Annotated in this window: 15 protein-coding genes; 2 read left to right on the top strand and 13 right to left on the bottom strand. The window is 65.7% G+C overall.

The window, feature by feature from the left end:
- Positions 1-27 precede the first annotated feature (27 nt).
- The 7 genes from arfB to AC1RQP_RS26020 all read right to left on the bottom strand — a co-directional run bounded on the left by arfB (position 28) and on the right by AC1RQP_RS26020 (position 9,059).
- The gene (arfB, locus tag AC1RQP_RS26050) at positions 28-444 is read right to left on the bottom strand and encodes an alternative ribosome rescue aminoacyl-tRNA hydrolase ArfB (RefSeq protein WP_492939200.1); all 417 of its coding nucleotides are present in this window, start codon (positions 442-444) and stop codon (positions 28-30) included.
- Positions 445-562: 118 nt separating this feature from the next.
- Positions 563-1,927 (bottom strand): M16 family metallopeptidase, encoded by a 1,365-nt coding sequence (locus AC1RQP_RS26045; protein ID WP_492939198.1) that lies wholly within the window; start codon positions 1,925-1,927, stop codon positions 563-565.
- A complete protein-coding gene (locus tag AC1RQP_RS26040; protein WP_492939196.1) occupies positions 1,924-3,318 on the bottom strand; it encodes a M16 family metallopeptidase in 1,395 nt (464 codons plus the stop codon). The genes AC1RQP_RS26045 and AC1RQP_RS26040 overlap by 4 nt, the downstream gene beginning before the upstream one ends.
- 200 nt (positions 3,319-3,518) lie before the next feature.
- Complete coding sequence (locus tag AC1RQP_RS26035; RefSeq protein WP_492939194.1) at positions 3,519-4,241, bottom strand: hypothetical protein; 723 nt, start codon at positions 4,239-4,241, stop codon at positions 3,519-3,521.
- Between the two features lie 96 nt (positions 4,242-4,337).
- A complete protein-coding gene (gene lspA, locus AC1RQP_RS26030; RefSeq protein ID WP_492939192.1) occupies positions 4,338-4,832 on the bottom strand; it encodes a signal peptidase II in 495 nt (164 codons plus the stop codon).
- A 10-nt stretch (positions 4,833-4,842) separates the two neighbouring features.
- The gene (gene ileS / locus AC1RQP_RS26025; protein ID WP_492939190.1) at positions 4,843-7,884 is read right to left on the bottom strand and encodes an isoleucine--tRNA ligase; all 3,042 of its coding nucleotides are present in this window, start codon (positions 7,882-7,884) and stop codon (positions 4,843-4,845) included.
- Between the two features lie 203 nt (positions 7,885-8,087).
- Entirely contained in the window at positions 8,088-9,059 is a 972-nt protein-coding gene (locus AC1RQP_RS26020; RefSeq protein WP_492939188.1) for a bifunctional riboflavin kinase/FAD synthetase, read from the bottom strand.
- A 229-nt stretch (positions 9,060-9,288) separates the two neighbouring features.
- Here AC1RQP_RS26020 and AC1RQP_RS26015 point away from each other — a divergent pair, with 229 nt between their 5' ends.
- Positions 9,289-9,684, top strand: coding sequence for a response regulator (locus AC1RQP_RS26015; protein ID WP_008567674.1), 396 nt, complete (start codon positions 9,289-9,291; stop codon positions 9,682-9,684).
- A 172-nt stretch (positions 9,685-9,856) separates the two neighbouring features.
- On the opposite strand, the gene AC1RQP_RS26010 is transcribed toward AC1RQP_RS26015, so the two are convergent.
- A complete protein-coding gene (locus AC1RQP_RS26010; protein WP_492939186.1) occupies positions 9,857-10,711 on the bottom strand; it encodes a TIGR01459 family HAD-type hydrolase in 855 nt (284 codons plus the stop codon).
- Between the two features lie 15 nt (positions 10,712-10,726).
- Complete coding sequence (locus AC1RQP_RS26005; RefSeq protein ID WP_492939184.1) at positions 10,727-12,190, bottom strand: EAL domain-containing protein; 1,464 nt, start codon at positions 12,188-12,190, stop codon at positions 10,727-10,729.
- A 272-nt stretch (positions 12,191-12,462) separates the two neighbouring features.
- Between AC1RQP_RS26005 and AC1RQP_RS26000 the strand changes: the two genes are divergently transcribed.
- Positions 12,463-13,302 carry a class I SAM-dependent methyltransferase gene (locus AC1RQP_RS26000; protein WP_492939182.1) on the top strand — a complete coding sequence of 280 codons (840 nt, stop codon included), beginning with the start codon at positions 12,463-12,465 and terminating at the stop codon, positions 13,300-13,302.
- A 45-nt stretch (positions 13,303-13,347) separates the two neighbouring features.
- Here the strand turns inward: AC1RQP_RS26000 and AC1RQP_RS25995 are convergent, their stop codons facing one another.
- The 4 genes from AC1RQP_RS25995 to AC1RQP_RS25980 all read right to left on the bottom strand — a co-directional run bounded on the left by AC1RQP_RS25995 (position 13,348) and on the right by AC1RQP_RS25980 (position 16,628).
- A complete protein-coding gene (locus tag AC1RQP_RS25995; protein ID WP_492939180.1) occupies positions 13,348-14,478 on the bottom strand; it encodes a YihY/virulence factor BrkB family protein in 1,131 nt (376 codons plus the stop codon).
- Positions 14,478-15,110, bottom strand: coding sequence for a phage holin family protein (locus AC1RQP_RS25990; protein WP_492939178.1), 633 nt, complete (start codon positions 15,108-15,110; stop codon positions 14,478-14,480). Before AC1RQP_RS25990 ends, AC1RQP_RS25995 begins: the two co-directional genes overlap by 1 nt.
- Positions 15,111-15,201: 91 nt before the next feature.
- A complete protein-coding gene (gene prmB, locus AC1RQP_RS25985) occupies positions 15,202-16,161 on the bottom strand; it encodes a 50S ribosomal protein L3 N(5)-glutamine methyltransferase (RefSeq protein ID WP_492939176.1) in 960 nt (319 codons plus the stop codon).
- Positions 16,161-16,628: a molybdenum cofactor biosynthesis protein MoaE gene (locus AC1RQP_RS25980; protein WP_492939174.1), complete on the bottom strand. Its 468-nt coding sequence runs from the start codon at positions 16,626-16,628 to the stop codon at positions 16,161-16,163. The genes prmB and AC1RQP_RS25980 overlap by 1 nt, the downstream gene beginning before the upstream one ends.
- Between the last annotated feature and the right edge of the window lie 3 nt (positions 16,629-16,631).

Genomic DNA, 16,631 nt, shown 5'->3' with positions numbered 1-16,631 from the left:
CGCGGCCGGAGTTTTTGGCCGCGCCAGTTAGTCGTCGAAGCTCCGGCCGCGTCCTGCCTTGACGTCACTGCGGCGCTTCTTGCCCTCGAGCCGGCGCTGCTTGGAGGCGAAGGTCGGCCGCGTCGCGCGCCTCGGCGTCGGCCTGATCATCGCCTCGCGCAGCATCTCCGTGAGACGGTCGATGGCATCCTGGCGGTTGCGCTCCTGGGTGCGGAAGCGCTGCGCCTGGATCACAATGACCCCCTCCTTGGTCATGCGTTGGCCGGCAAGGCGCGCAAGCCGCAGGGCCGCGTCCTCCGGCAAGGTCAGCTTGCGCGTGTCGAAGCGCAGCTGTGCCGAGGTCGCGACCTTGTTGACGTTCTGCCCGCCCGGGCCGGAGGCGCGGACAAAGCCAATCTCGATGTCGTCCTCGTCGATGACGAGATCGCGGGATATCCGCAGCATGTGGGCACCATCCGTGGTGTCCGGACATATCGCGGACGTCCAGGTTCGGCAATGGTGCTCACGCAAACGCAAATGGCCGGGACGAGCCCGGCCATTCAGGGAGCGTGTGGAGAACAGATCAGTTCGACTTCGACGTCGCAGCCGCCGGTTGCGCCGCAGCCTGCGGGGCGCGGCCGACGACGACGGTCAGCAGCCCCTGGCCCCACAACCGCTTGGCGGCCGTCTTGGCGTCGTCCAGCGTCACGGCGTCGACGATGGCGTTGCGCTTCTCGATATAGTCGATCGGCAGCTTGTCCTGCTGATATTGCAGCAGCGCCTGTGCCAGCTTGGAGGAGGTGTCGAGCGCCAGCATCTGCGAGCCCTTGAGGTAGGACTTGGCCTCATCGAGCTCCTTCTGCGTCGGGCCCTCCTCGGCCATGCGGCGCACCTCCTTCTCGATGGCGTCGATGGTGTCGCCGGCGCGGTCGGCGCGCGTGCCGGTGTTGCCGATGAAGATCGCCGAATGCTCCATCCAGAGCAGCGATTCGAACACCGAATAGGCCAGCCCGCGCTTCTCGCGCACTTCGCGATAGAGCCGGGAGGACAGGCCGCCGCCGCCGAGGATGTGGTTGACGACATAGGCCGCCATGAAGTTCGGATCGCTGCGTTTCACCCCGGGGCCGCCGAAGGTGATCACGGTCTGCGGCACGTCGAGCGTCACGAAGGTGCGTTGCGGCGGCTTTGCAGCCTCGACATCGGGGACCGGCGTCAGATTGGCCTTGGCAGGCAGGCTGCCGAATGTGTGGTCGAGCAGCTTGCCCAGGGTCGCCGGATCGACGTCGCCGACGACCGCGATCTTCAGCCCATCCTTGGCGAGGACACGGCCGACATAATCCCTCATGTCGGCGACCGTGATGGTCGGCACGCTGTCGAGGTTGCCGTTGGTCTGCCGGCCGTAAGGATGCTCGCCAAAGGCGACTTCCAGGAACTTGCGGCTCGCCAGCGAGGTCGGATTGGTGGTCTCGCGGCGCAGGCCCGAGATGACCTGCGAGCGGATACGTTCGACGTCGGCGGTGTTGAATTGCGGCGAGGTCAGCGCGCCCCTGAGCAGGTCGAAGGCCTCGTCCTTGTTGTCGCGCAGCATGCGCAGGCTGCCGCGAAACGTATCGCGGGTGGCGTTGAACGAGAGCTCGATGGCGCGGCGGTCGAGCCGTTCATGGAACGACTTGGAATCGAGATCGCCGGAGCCTTCGTCGAGGAGATCACCGACCAGATTGGCGACGCCCGGCTTGTCCTTGGGATCCTGGGACGAACCGCCGGCGAAGGAATATTCCATCGCGATCAGCGGCACAGTCGCGTCCTGCACGAACCAGGCTTCGATGCCGCCGGGCGAGATCAGGCGCTGGATTTTTGCGGCGGCATGTGACGGCGAGACGGCGGCGAGCGCGAGCGTCGCGCCGGCGGCAAGGGAGAATGCAACGCGTCGAAGGAAGGGATAGGTCACGAACGCTTCTCCTCGCGCTTGGCGGTAGCGGTGTCCTTGATCAGATAGCCCGTCACCGAGCGCTTCTTCTCGAGCCATTTCTGCGCGACGGCGCGAACCTGCTCGGCGGTGACGGCGCGGATGCGGTCGGGCCAGCTCCTGATGTCCTCGATCGACAGGCCCGTGGTCAGCGCGCCGCCGTACCAGCGCGCCAGCACCGCCTGGTTGTCCTGGGCATAGATCGCCTCGGCGATGAGCTGGGTCTTCACGCGTTCCAGATCCTCGGCGCGGATCGGGTTCTGCGCAACGCTGGCAATGACACCATCGACCGCCTGCTCCACTTCTGCGAAGCTGACGCCGGGTTTCGGCGCGGCCGAGATCGCGAACTGGGTCGGGTCGAGCGAGATGCTCGAATAGCTGGCGTTGGCGGACACCGCGAGCGGCTTATCGACGACGAGCGCGCGGTAGAGATAGGAATTGCTGCCGCTGCCCATCAGCTGCGCCAGCACGTCGAGGGCCGCGCTCTCGCCGGCTGCCGCCGTGGTCGCGGAGGGCACCAGATAATAGCGCCGCATGCTCGGCTGCTCGACGCGCGGGTCGGCCAGCGTGACGGTGCGCGGTGCGGCGGGCTCCGGCTCCTGCGGACGGACGCGGCGTGCCGGGATGGCGGGCTGCGCCGGGATGGAGCCGAAATTGCGTTCGACCAGCGGGCGGATTTCGGCGGCGTCGACGTCACCGGCGATCACCAGGATCGCGTTGTTCGGCGCATAAAAGCGGCGATAGAAGGCGAGCGCATCCTCGCGATCGAGCTTTTCGATCTCCTGATGCCAGCCGATCACCGGACGCCCGTAGGGATGGTTGAGATAGAGCGCGGCCATGATCTGCTCGTTCAGCCGCGCATCCGGATTGTTGGCGACGCGCATGTTGTACTCTTCGAGCACGACGTCGCGCTCGGGCAGCACGTTCTCGTCCTTGAGGACGAGGCCCGTCATGCGGTCGGCCTCGAACTCCATCATGGTCGGCAACTGCTCTTTCGGCACACGCTGGTAGTAATTGGTGTAGTCGACCGACGTCGAGGCGTTCTCGTTGCCGCCGATGCGAAGCACGGTCTGGGAGAATTCTCCGGCCGGATGCTTCGAGGTGCCCTTGAACATCAGGTGCTCGAGGAAGTGCGCGAGCCCGGATTTGCCTGGCGTCTCGTCCGCCGAGCCGACCTTGTACCAGATCATCTCGGTGACGACGGGGGTGCGGTGATCCGGGATCACCACGACCTGCATGCCGTTGCTGAGCGTGAAGCTGGCGGGCGGAGCCGATGTTACCGTGGTCTGGGCGAGGGACGTGCCGGCTGACAGGACACTCGTCGAAAGCAGCGCGGCAAGGAGGCAGGCAGCCGATCGGTAAGAGGACATCATGATCCTTTTGAAAGGCCGAGCCCGGATGTCCGGCTCGGAGGCACGGCATGCTACACCGTGCGGCTGAGGCTTCGCGTCACGAAGCAGAGAACGCATCTCGTAGGCAAGTTACTGATAGGCAATTTACGGCGGCGCCGGGCGCGCAGGGATGCGCCGGCGCCGGCTTCGCATTTGTCAGGATGTCGCAGTGGACAGGAACGCTATTGTTCCTTGTCCTTGCCGGACATGATGTCGTAGTACATCCGCCGCGACTTGTCCGGCCCGGCGCCATAGGCGTAGTTCGGCGACGGCGTCTGGTAGCCTGGCGGCGGCTCGACCAGCGACTGGCGCGGCGGCTCCGACGTGAACTCCTTGGACTCGGAGCTGCTGCCACCCTTCATCATGTTCCACAGGCCGCCGGTGAAACCGAGCTCGGCGGGGCTCAGCGAGGGGTTGCCGTTGGTGCCCGGCTGAATCGGATCGTTGCTCGTGCGGGGCGCTGCGGCGACCTGGCCGGCCTTCATCTCGGCAGGCGTCAGCGGCTGGGCGGCCTGCCAGTTCTCCGTTGCCTTGGTGGCCTTCTTGCGCGCGGCGATGGCTTCCTTGCGGCGCTTTTCTTCGGGGTCCTTGGGCCAGTTCGGCGCAGCCTTGGCTTCGGTCGCAGGCGGCGGCAGATCGAGCTTGGGCGGCACGACCAGCGGCGAGCGCTCGCGGTATTCGATGCCCTTCTTTTCCATGCTCTTGGCGCCGATGCCGGACATCAGATTGTCGATGAGCCTCTCTTCGAAGGTCATATCGTCTTCCTCGTCGTCGTCACCGGCGCGGGCCGCGCCGGTCGACATGACGAGACCGATGCCAAGTGCGACAGCGGACAATTTCAATGCCCGCCAGAGCCCCCACCGGGGGTCTCGCACCATCGAATCGCTGGTCATCGCGCTGCGCATTGCTTTACCTGTTCCATATTGTGGCAGATTGCCGCGCGCACGCGGCACTCATCCTCGCAAAGGCCGGGTTCCACCGCCGGTCCGTATCGGCCGGGATCAGGGCGCTTTTGCGGCGGGTACCCCCAGGAAGGAATCATACAATAGCGCCGCCACCCCAGCAACGATGGCCACGTCCGCGAGGTTAAACACATACCAATTATAGGTTTTTCCGGCGATCTCGATGTGGAGCAAGGCGAAATCCACCACAGCGCCATAGGCCAGGCGGTCGATGCCGTTACCGAAGGCGCCGCCGATGATCAGGCCGAGCGCGGTCGTCGCAAGCATGGTGTGCGAGCGGGCCATCCAGATCGCCAGCGCGACCACCGCGATACCTTTGACGGCCATCAGCGCGAGCTGCGCTGCCTGGCTGTCGTTCTGGAGCCAGCCGAAGCTGATTCCGATGTTCCAGGCCAGCACCAGGTCGAAGAATGGCGTCACCCGCACCGCGCCGCGACGGGCGAGGTCGAACACGTTCAAGAGCCAGAGCTTCGAGGCCTGGTCGGCCACCAGCGTGACCATTGCCGCGAGGATGCCGGCGCGGAGCGGGGTCATGGTCGACCGATCAGACGCTCACCCCCAGCGCCTTCCATTCGCGCAGCGCCTTCGCGTCGCGCGGGGTGACGTCGGGGTATTCAGGGTCCTCGCCGACCATCGGCGAAATCTTCCAGGAGCGGGCGCATTTGGTGCCGACCGCCTTCTCCACCACGACCGCAACGCCGGGCACGGCATCGAGACGGAACGCCGAAGCCGGCGCCTCGCCCTCGCGCACCTCGTAGTTCGAGGTGATGCAGATCTCGGCGAGATCGGTGTCGAACAGCGTCATGAGCATGTCGCGGTCGGCGACATAGATCACCGGCGACGCCTCGAGCGAGGAGCCGATGTTCTTGGCGGCGCGTTCGAGCTCGAGCGCCCCGGTGACGACGCGGCGGACGTTGCGGATCGTCTCCCATTTTGCGGCGAGCCTGTCGTCGCGCAGGTCTTCCAGGTCGGTCGGGAACAGCGCCAGATGCACGGACGGCTCGGCGTCGGGCCGGTACATGCGCCAGGCTTCCTCCGCGGTGAAGCTGAGGATCGGCGCCAGCCATTTCAGGATCGAGGCGCACAACAGGTCGATGGTCGTCAGCGCCGCCTTGCGCGTCAGCGAAGAGGGCGGATCGCAGTAAAGGGTGTCCTTGCGGATGTCGAAGTAGAACGCGGAGAGCTCGCTGTTCAGGAAGGCGGACAGGATCGCGACCACGGTCTTGTAGTCGAACTCCCGATAGGCCTTGCCGATCGCGCCGGCGCGCACCGCGAGCTCGTGCAGCATCAGGCGCTCCAGCTCGGGCATCTCGGCGGGCGCGACTGCGTCGGCCGGCTTGTAGTGATGCAGCGTGCCCAGCATCCAGCGCACGGTGTTGCGCAGCTTGCGATAGGTCTCGACCGTGTTCTTCAGGATCTCGGGGCCGATGCGCTGGTCGTCAGTGTAGTCGCTGGATGCGACCCAGAGCCTCAGGATGTCGGCGCCGGATTCCTTGATGACGGCCTGCGGCTCGATGGTGTTGCCGAGCGACTTCGACATCTTGCGGCCGTCCTCGGCCTGGGTGAAGCCGTGGGTCAGCACGATGTCGTAAGGAGCCCGACCGCGCGTGCCGCAGCTTTCCAGCAGCGAGGAGTGGAACCAGCCGCGGTGCTGGTCCGAGCCTTCCAGATACATCACCGTGTCGGTGCCGCCGTCGACCTTGCGCTTGATGCCTGATAGCCCCGGGAAATGCACGGGGTCTTCGAGCACGAAGGCGTGGGTCGAGCCGGAATCGAACCAGACGTCGAGAATGTCGTCGACCTTCTGCCAATCCTCGCTCGCGCGCGCGCCCAGGAATCGCTCGCGCGCGCCGGTTGCGTACCAGGCGTCGGCGCCTTCCTGCTCGAAGGCCTCGCCGATGCGCGCGTTCACCGCCTCGTCGTGCAGGATCTCGGCGGAGCCGTCGCCCTTCTCGCGCACGAACACGGCGATCGGCACGCCCCAGGCGCGCTGGCGCGAGATCACCCAGTCCGGCCGCGCCTCGATCATGCCGTTGATGCGGTTCTCGCCCGAGGGCGGGACCCATTGCGTCACCGAGATCGCGTGCAGCGCGCGGGCGCGCAGCGTGTCGCCGCTCTTCGTCTTGCCGCCCATCGCGATGTCCGTAGCCCCGGCTTTGCCCGGGGCGTCCACAATCGGCTTGTCCATCGCGATGAACCATTGCGGCGTATTGCGGAAGATCACCGGCTTCTTGGAGCGCCAGGAGTGCGGATATTGATGCTTCAGCCGGCCGCGCGCGAGCAGCATGCCTCTGTCGACGAGCGCCTTGATCACGGCCTCGTTGGCATCGCCCTTTTCGCCCTTGTCGTTGATGACGCGCTTGCCGGCAAAACCCGGCGCATGATCGGTGTAGGCGCCGTTCTCGTCGACGGTGTAGGGGATCGCGGTGTTGATGCCGCGCGCATCGAGATCGCGCGCCTGCGCCATCCAGACATCGAAGTCCTCCCGGCCATGGCCGGGCGCCGTGTGCACGAAGCCGGTACCGGTGTCGTCGGTGACATGGTCGCCGGGCAGCAGCGGCACGACGAAGTCATAGCCGCCAAGGCCCTTCAGCGGATGGGAACATTCGATCGCGTCCATGGTGTCGCCGGGGACCTCGCGGACCTTCTCATATGCCGTCACGCGCGCCTGCTTGAAGACTTCTTCCGCGAGCGCGTCGGCAAGGATGAGGAGGTCGCCGGTCTTGGCCCAATTGTCGGCGGGCGCGTCCGTCACCTTGTAGAGACCGTAGGCGATCTTCGGCGAGAACGAGATGGCGCGGTTGCCGGGCAGCGTCCAGGGCGTGGTGGTCCAGATCACGACGCTTGCGGAGGCGAGCGCACCGTGCGCGGGCGAGGTCACCGGGAATTTCACCCACACCGTATCGGAGGTGTGGTCCTCGTACTCCACTTCGGCTTCGGCCAGCGCGGTCTTCTCGACCACGCTCCACATCACCGGCTTGGAGCCGCGATAGAGCGTGCCGTTGGCGGCGAACTTCATCAGCTCGCGTGCGATCTGCGCTTCGGCGGGATAGCTCATGGTGGCGTAGGGATGGTCCCAGTCGCCGATCACCCCCAGGCGCTTGAACTCCTCGCGCTGGATGCCGAGCCAGTGCGTGGCATAGGCGCGGCACTCCTTCCGGAAATCGATCATTGCGGCACTGTCGCGGAAGTCGGGCTTCTGCTTGCCCTTCTTGCGGTAGTGCTCCTCCTCGACCTTCCACTCGATCGGCAGGCCGTGGCAGTCCCAGCCCGGCACGTAGTTGGAATCGAAGCCGAGCATCTGCTGGCTCTTGGTGACGAGATCCTTCAGGATCTTGTTCAGCGCAGTGCCGATATGGATGTTGCCGTTTGCGTAGGGCGGGCCGTCATGCAGCACGAACTTGGCGCGGCCCTTCGCGCCCTCGCGCAGCTTCTCGTAGAGGCCGATCTCGTACCAGCGCTTGAGGATCTCCGGCTCGCGCTGCGGCAGGCCGGCCCGCATCGGGAATTCGGTCTGCGGCAGGAACAGGGTTTTCGAATAGTCTTTGGCTTCAGACTTTTGGGACTTCTGCGGCTTTTCGGACATGAGGCTGACTGGCTCGGAAGGGCGCGGGAACGGATCGCGATGCGGAATCGCGGGAGTGAAACGACAAAATCCCGGTCTTGCGCCGAGCCAAAGGCTCAGGCGGAAGCCGGGCCGCTAATCCCTATGATGCGCCGCGCAAACATGGGCTCTCCATAGCAGGGGGCCAAGGGAAGCGCAAAGGTTCGGGTGGCCCGGTTTCGGGCTCAATCGATCACGCCCAGCCTCGGAAACGCGTCCGGGGCGCCGGCCAGGATGGCGCGGGCGCGGGCGGAATCGTCGTCCATCTGGCGGATCAGGGCCTCAAGGCTGTCGAATTTCAGCTCTTCGCGGATGAAGCCGATGAAGGCGCAGTCGAGGAGCTGCCCGTAGAGGTCGCCCTTGAAGTCGAACAGGAAGATCTCCAGGAGCGGGGCGCCATTGTCGAAGGTCGGGCGGCGGCCGAAGCTGGCCACGCCGTCGAGCCGCTCGGCACCGCGGCCGACCCGCACCGCGTAGATGCCGTGCTTGAGCCCGCAATTGGCGTCCAGGCGAATGTTGGCGGTGGGATAGCCGAGGTCGCGGCCGCGCTTTTCGCCATGGATGACCTCGCCGGTAATGAACCAGGGCGCGCCCAGCATGGTGGTCGCGTCGTCGAGCTGGCCCTCGGCGAGGGCGATCCGGATCGCGCTGGAGGAGACGGGCCGCTCGTCGATATCGACATGCGGTTGCACGTCGACCTCGATGCCGAGCCGGGGCGCCTCGTTGACGAGAAGGCTCGGCGAGCCGACCCGTCCCTTGCCGAAATGGAAGTCGTAGCCGACCGCGATGCCACTGACGCCGAGACGCCCGATCAGGTCATGGTGAATGAAATCTTGTGCGCTGGTTCCGGCACGCGCCTTGTCGAAGGTCATGACCACGGCGCCGGCCAGCCCGGTGCCGGCCAACAGCCGCAGCTTGGCCCGCTCGTCCGTCAGGCGGAATTGCGGGGTGTTGGGGCTGAAAAATCGCCGCGGATGCGGCTCGAAGGTCAATGCCAGCGCAGGGCGGCCATGCGTCCGGCCCATCTCCAGCGCTGCCGCGATCACCGCGCGATGGCCAAGATGAACGCCGTCGAAATTGCCCATGGCGACCACGGCGCCCCTCGGAATCGCGGAATCCGGCGTTGTGTCGCGGATAACGGTAAAAGGCGGAGCCATCAGGGGAATTTCTCGAACCGGGCAGGACCGGTCCGGACCGTGGCTCGACCGGCCTGAGGGAGTCAAGCGGGGGAGCGCAGAGATTGAACACGATTTCAGTCCTTTGGCGATGTCCGCAATTAACGCGCTGTTTAACGCCTTGATGCTAGTCCTTGAGGCGTGGAACTGCAGGGCTCCGGCCTGGCAGGTCCGATCCTAATATTCCTGGGTTTGCGTTGGGGGAGTCGAGATGGCGGTTGATTTGTCGATGCCGGTTCTGGTGGTGGATGACTACAGCACCATGATCCGTATCATCCGGAATCTGCTGAAGCAGCTTGGCTTCGAGAACATCGATGATGCCAGCGATGGTTCGGCAGCGCTGAACAAGATGCGTGGCAAGAAGTACGGGCTCGTGATCTCCGACTGGAACATGGAGCCGATGACGGGTTACGACCTCCTGCGCGAAGTCCGCGCGGATCCGAACCTCGCCACCACGCCCTTCATCATGATCACGGCAGAATCCAAGACCGAGAACGTGATCGCGGCCAAGAAGGCCGGCGTGAACAACTACATCGTCAAGCCGTTCAATGCGGCGACGCTGAAGACCAAGATCGAGGCGGTCTTCCCGGACATGGCGAGCGCGTAAGCGCGCCTCGCCTGACAACATTCATTTGTTGAAATCGTCATGCCCGGGCTCGTCCCGGGCATCCACGTTTGCGCAGAGAGACGTGGATGGCAGGGTCAAGCCCGGCCATGACGGCGTCGGACACTTAGGCAATCGGTCTAAGCCCGAAGTGCCTGCGCGGTCATCCGCGCCGTCACCACTTCAATTCGCGCATCAGCGCCTTCGGCGGGTGGCCGAACAATTCCACGACCGATGTCGGGTCGAGCTGGTCAAGACCTTCGAACTCCTCGGCATGGATGCCGCGGGTCACGAACAGGCAGTCGATGCCGAATTCGCGCGCGCCGGTCAGGTCGGTGCGGACGGAATCCCCGATCGCCAGCACCTTCTTGCGGTCGATCTGGTTGCCCTGGCGTTCCCCGGCGAGTGACATGGCGCGCTCGTAGATCGGCCGGTGCGGTTTGCCATAGAAGATCACCTCGCCGCCGAGTTCGCGGTAGAGCTCCGCGATCGCCCCGGCGCAATAGATCAGCCGGTCGCCGCGTTCCACCACGATGTCGGGGTTGGCGCAGACCAGCGTCAGCTTGCGCTCGCGTGCCTTCAGCATCATGCCGCGATAGTCTTCCGCCGTCTCGGTCTCGTCGTCATAGAGGCCGGTGCAGACGATGTAGTCGGCTTCCTCCAGCGGCGCGGTCACCGCATCGAGGCCGCGGTAGATCGAGTTGTCGCGCTCGGGGCCGAGCCAGAACATCTTGCGGCCGGGATGCTCGGCGACATAGAGCCTGGTCAGGTCGCCTGAAGATACGATCGCGTCATAGGTCTCATCGGGGACACCGAGCTTGCGCAATTGCCGCTGTACGGAGTCGGCCGGGCGCGGCGCGTTGGTGATCAGGATCACCGTACCGCCGCGGCTGCGATAGGTGTGCAGCGCCTCGCAGGCTTCGGGGAAGGATTCTAGCCCGTTATGGACCACGCCCCAGATGTCGCTGAGCACGACGTCCACACCGCCCACGAGCTCGCGCAGGCCTTCGGCAAAATGTAGCGTAGTCATGATCTGCGCGGCCGATCAGATGCGGCGCGCGAGCGCCGCGTTGCCGGTGATGCGTTGTGGCGGAGGCGCAGATGACGTCGCGCCTGAGCTGGGTGTGCCGGAGCCATGAGGTCCCTGAATGTCTTTCGTCTGGTTCGGCGGGGCCCCGGCGGTAGCAGATGGCCCCTCCGGCCGCAATGGCCGCGGCGGCGCGAACAGGAACCCCTGTCCGAAGCGCACATCGTAGTCGAGCAGGTCGACCACGGCGCGCTCGCCCTCGATCCGCTCGGCGATCAGGTCGATGCCGAAGCGGCCGAGCAGGTCGGAGAGATCGGAGGGATGGATGTCCGAGGTCGAGGCCTGCCTGGGATCGAGCAGCAGCGTGGCCGGCACCTTGATGAAGCGTACCCCGCGATCGGCCAGTTCGCGCGGCTCGATGCGCAGATCCGTGACATGGTCGATCGAGAAACGGAAGCCGCGCTGGGCGAGCGCCGCGAGATTCTCGGTCTCGGCGGGGCCGAGATTGCGGAACGTCGACTGCTTGAACTCCAGCACCAGGGAGGGCGCCAGCGCCCGGTTGGCTTCGAGGAAGTCGAGGCATTGCGCGAAGGTGGTGGAATTGCCGAGCGTGGAGGCTGCGAGGTTGCAGAACACGCCGACGTCCTTGTTGCGCACCATCAGGCGCCGCAGCACCTGCACGCAGCGCAGCATCACCATGTTGTCGATGCGCCCGATCAGGCCGGAGGCTTCCGCGATGCTGATGAACTCCTCGGCGACGATCAGCTGGTCGCGCTCGTCGCGCAGGCGCGTCACCGCCTCGTAGAACCGCACCTTGCGCTGCGGCAGCGTCACCATCGGCTGCAGGAATATGTCGATGCGGTTCTCGTCGATTGCATTGCGCAGCGTCGCCAGCAACTGGGTCTGGCTGCGTCCGTTGCCGGTCTGAACCGGGTTGGCGGGCTGGGCCTGGACAGCCGGTGCCGGTCGCGGCGCGGGCAGCGGGGGAGCGGCGACCGGCTTCTCCTCGAAGGGGGCAGCCAGATCGATCGGCGTCTCCGGCTCGGGCCTCATGACCGGGGCGGGGGCCGGCGCGTGGCCGGCCAGCAGATCCTCATGGGCCGATACGGTGGTGGCAAGCTGCCTGACCAATCCGCCGAGTTCGTTGATCTCGCCGATCACCGACTGGACGCGGTCGGAGTTGGCCGAATTGGACGAGGCGATGCGGCCCTCGATCGCGGCAAGCCGGCGCCCGAACTCGGCCACCTGTCGGGCGAGGTCGGCGGTGCCCCGCGAGAGGTCGGCGATCTGCCCGCCGACGTCGCTGCGGTCGCGCAGCCGCATCGACACCGCGTTGTAGAGGATCAGGAACGTCAGCGCGGTCAGCGCGACGATGGCCGATTCCGTTCCGCTGATGCCGGCGACCGAATAGAGCACGAGCCCGAGCGAGGCCGCGACCAGGACCATGCAGATGGCGATGAAGATCGTCGAAATGCGAATCATGCCGCGCGTTATGCCTCAAGAGCTGACTGCTTCACCGGGAAAACACGGGTCGCGCTCCAACCCGTCACGGCTCATGCTCCCCCAAGCAATGCATGACCCTAACATCATTGTTGATTCGAGGGGATAGTGACTGTCCGGCAGCCTGCATCAGGCTCGCCGCGGCTCCCGTCCGGAAATCAAGGCGTTCTCAGCGCAAAATAACGCTGCTCTCAAGGCCAGCGGACCGCATGCGCCGTATCGTCCCGGCGTTTTCAACCCCAGGAGATTTGCCCATGTCGACATCCGCAGCCCTCAAACAGCCCACATCCCAGCCTGACCTTGCCGCCGTCAAGCAGCGCCAGCACGGCGCCTGGTCGTCGGGCGACTATGCCGTTGTCGGCACCACCTTGCAGATCGTCGGCGAACAGCTCTGTGAGGCAATCGACTTGCGCGCCGGCAGCAAGGTGCTTGACGTCGCCGCCGGCAACGGCAATGCGACGCTGGCCGCGGCGCGGCGCTGGTGTGACGTGACGTCCACCGACTACGTGCCGGCATTGCTCAAGCGCGGGCAGGAGCGCGCGGCGGCCGAACATCTCAAGGTCGAGTTCCGCGAGGCGGATGCCGAAGCGTTGCCGTTTGCCGATGCCACCTTTGACGTCGTGCTCTCGACCTTCGGCGTGATGTTCACACCGGATCAGGACAAGGCCGCCTCCGAGCTCGCGCGGGTCTGCAGATCCGGCGGCAAAATCGGCCTCGCCAACTGGACGCCGGAAGGTTTCATCGGCCAGCTGTTCAAGACCATCGGCAGGCATTTGCCGCCGCCGGCGGGGGTGAAGTCACCGGCACTGTGGGGCACGGCTGCGCGGCTGGAAGAGATGTTCGGAAGCCAGGCTTCCGAGATTGCCGCCGAGCCGCGCATGTTCGTGTTCCGCTATCGCTCGCCGGACCACTGGCTCGATATCTTCAAGACCTTCTACGGGCCTACGCTGAAGGCGTTTGCCGCGCTCGACGAGAGCGGCCAGGCCGCGCTGAAGCGCGACCTCCTGGCGCTGCTCGGGGAGTTCAACCACGCCGACGACGGCACGATCGTGGTGCACAGCGAATATCTGGAAGCCGTGATCACCAAGCGCTGATGGCCCAAAGATGCGGTCGGGCCGGCTCCGGCCTGACCGCACCGATCAGAATGGCGCGGTGGCGCCGACCGTGTCGGCCGAGACGGCTTCGCGGGTGCCGAGCGGTTTCGGCCGCCCGGTGGTCGTGTCGCGCAGCGTCTGCCGCTCGATCTCAGAATTCAGCTCGGCGCCGAACATGATGACGATCGCCGACATCCACATCCACATCATCAGGCCGATCGCAGCACCCAGAGAGCCGTAGGTCGCGTTGTAATTGGCGAATTCCGAGAGGTACCAGGAGAGCAGGGCCGAACCGGCGATCCAGAGGATCGCGGCCGTCACGGCGCCCAGGCTCAGCCATTGCCAGCGCGGCGCGTCACGGCTGGGAGCGAAGCGGTAGAGGATGGCGAGTGCGACGAGCAGGATCAGGAACAGCAGCGGCCATCGCGCCAGCGCCACGATCAGCTTGCTTTCAGGCGCCAGGCCGAGATGATCGAGCGCAAGCGGGAAGGCGACGACGGCCCCCACCATCAACAGCAGTGCCACGATGCCGCCGACGGTAAAGGCCAGCGAGACCATGTTCAGCCGGATGAAGCTGCGCTTCTCGCGTTCCTCGTAGGCGACGTTGAGGGCGTCGAAGATCGCCTTGACACCGGCATTGGCACTCCAGATCGCAAGCAGCAGGCCGAACAGGAAGGTGACACCCAGCGTGGCGGTGCCGTTCGACACCACGCGCGCAACCTGGTCCTCGACGATCTGGAACGAGCCTTCGGGCAGCATGGTCGCAAGCGTGTGGAGGTTGGCGCTGATCGTCGCCGGATTGGCGAACAGGCCATAAGAGGAGACGAGCGCCGTGACTGCGGGGAAGATGGCGAGCAGCCCGAAGAAGACGACGCCGCCCGCCGTCGCGAGCAGGCGATCCTCGTCGATGCGCTGATAGGTCCGCCAGAAGATATCCTTCCAACCCGCCCAGGGGATCGTGAACGGGCTCTTCGCATGGCGGCCCCGGCCGGGCTGCGTCGCCGCGCCGGCCGGGTGCGTCTCCGGCGAATTCGCTTCGCCGTTGCGGTGGTCTTGCGGAGGTCCCGACCGGATCAGGCCCGAATCCTGAAAGTAGCGCTCCACCGTCAGCACGAAGACGGCCGTCGCCGCCACCAGCAGCCAGGAGTCGATCTGCTCGGAGCGCCGCGCCGGCATCACGCATCCAGACTGTGCCTGTGACGCCGCCGGCGGGCGGCCGTCAGCCCGACCAAGCCGACGGCTGCGAGCATCAGGCCGAGTTGCACGGGGCGGTTGGCGCGGACCGGCCAAGCCTTACCGTCATAAGCCTTGCCGTCATAGGGCTTGCCGTCATAAGCCTTGCTGCCACGACCACGTTCACCCGGCGCAAGCGGCACGAGGGGAATCGTCGTTGCGACCTCCTTCACCGCCTGCTTGACCGTTCCACGTGGGATCCGCGGCGTCGCGACCGCCACGCGCAGGCGGCTCGCAAGCGGCACGATCGGCTTGGCCTTGCGTCTCATCTCGGCCATGGCCACCCCGGCGCAGACCGCAGCCAGCACCAGCAGCACTGCGCCGACGGCACCAAAACCCCAGAATTGGCCGTAAGTGATCGCGAGCCAGCGGTACAGGGCGATCAGTCCGACGAAAAATGCCGCGACAACGAACAGGCCCGCGACCGCGAACAGTCCGCCGGCCACCGCGTAGGATGTCATCCTGCCGGTTGCGCGGCCGGTCTGGTCGCGCAAATAGGATTGGGCGGCGCGTTTGACGTGATTGAGCTTGAGCGCCATGCCGGCGCGCAGCAATTCGCCCGATGGAGCGAGCATACGGACATCCTCCGAGAGCGAGAAAATTCCTCGGGGGATGAACGTGGCGGTATTTGACTTGTTCCGACGGAGCGGGATCCGTCGTGCTGAATCAGCCGAGATCGGCGGCTGCGATCCAGAACACCTCGCCCTCGGCATCCTCGGTGTCCAGCCAGAGCAGCGGCAGCTCCGGAAAGGCTTCGTCGACCAGCTCGCGGCCGCGACCGATCTCGCAGATCAACCCGCCATCCGGCGTCAGGTGATCGGGCGCATCGCGCAGGATGCGGCGCACCACGTCGAGACCGTCGGCGCCGCCGTCGAAGGCGAGCTTCGGCTCGGCCCGGCACTCCGGCGGCAACGCCGCCATGCCTTCGGCATCGACGTAAGGCGGATTGGTGATGATCAGGTCGTATCTGTTGTCGCCGAGCGGGGCGAACAGGTCGCCGCGATAGAGGTTGATCCGGTCCTCGAGCCCGTATTCGCCGACATTGCGCGCGGCGACTTCAAGTGCCCCCTTGGAGATGTCGACGGCATCGATGGTGGCGTTCGGGAAATGGTGCGCGGCGAGGATCGCGAGGCATCCCGATCCCGTGCAGAGGTCGAGCACGCGCGTGACCGCCGTAGGGTCGTCGATCAGCGAGCCGGCCTCGCTCTCGCTGCCGAAATGCGAATCCAGGAGCTCGCCGATGAAGGAGCGCGGAACGATGACGCGCTCGTCGACATAGAAGGGCAGGCCGCGCATATAGATCTTGTTGACGAGATAGGCGGCCGGTTTGCGTGTGGTGACGCGCTTGTGGATCAAGTCGAGCAGGATCTTGCTCTCGGCCGCCGTGACGCGGGCATTGGCGAACACCTCGAACTGTTCAGGATTGAGATGCAGCGCCTCGCAGACCAGGAAGGCGGCTTCCGCGACCGGATCAGTGGTGCCGTGGGCAAAAGCGAGCCTGGCTTCGACGAAGCGGCTGACCGCGTAGCGGACGAAGTCGAGCAGCGTGAGAAGCTCGCCGCGTCCGACTTTCGCAAGTTTCGGCGCGGCGCGGCCGCGCGGGATTCTCTTGGAGGCTTTTGCCATCAGGATTTGGTCCAGCGCGCGGCGGCTTCGTCGTCGCGGGCGTGGGCCTCGACCCAGCCCGTGCCGGTGGCGCTCTCTTCCTTCTTCCAGAACGGCGCACTGGTCTTGAGATAGTCCATCAGGAACTCGGCCGCCTGGAACGCGGCCTGTCGGTGCTGCGAGGCGGTCAGCACCAGCACGATGTTCTGGCCCGGCATGAAGCGGCCGACGCGGTGAATCACCGTGACGCCGTTCAGCGGCCACCGCGAGCTCGCCTCGTCGACATGGCGCTCGATCTCTTCTTCTGCCATGCCCGGATAATGTTCGAGCGTCAGCGCGGCGACCTTGGCGCTGTCCTCGTCGGCGCGGCAGATGCCGGAGAAGCTCACGACCGCGCCGATGTCAGTGCGGCTGTTCGTCAGGAGCGCGATCTCGCGCGCGATGTCGAAATCGCCCTCCTGGATGCGGATGGTGACGGGGCAGGTCATGAG

This window comes from Bradyrhizobium sp. GW821-FHT13H06, from assembly GCF_058803975.1.
The sequence above is the reverse complement of the archived record's forward strand: the minus strand, read 5'-3'. Positions and strand labels throughout refer to the sequence as shown.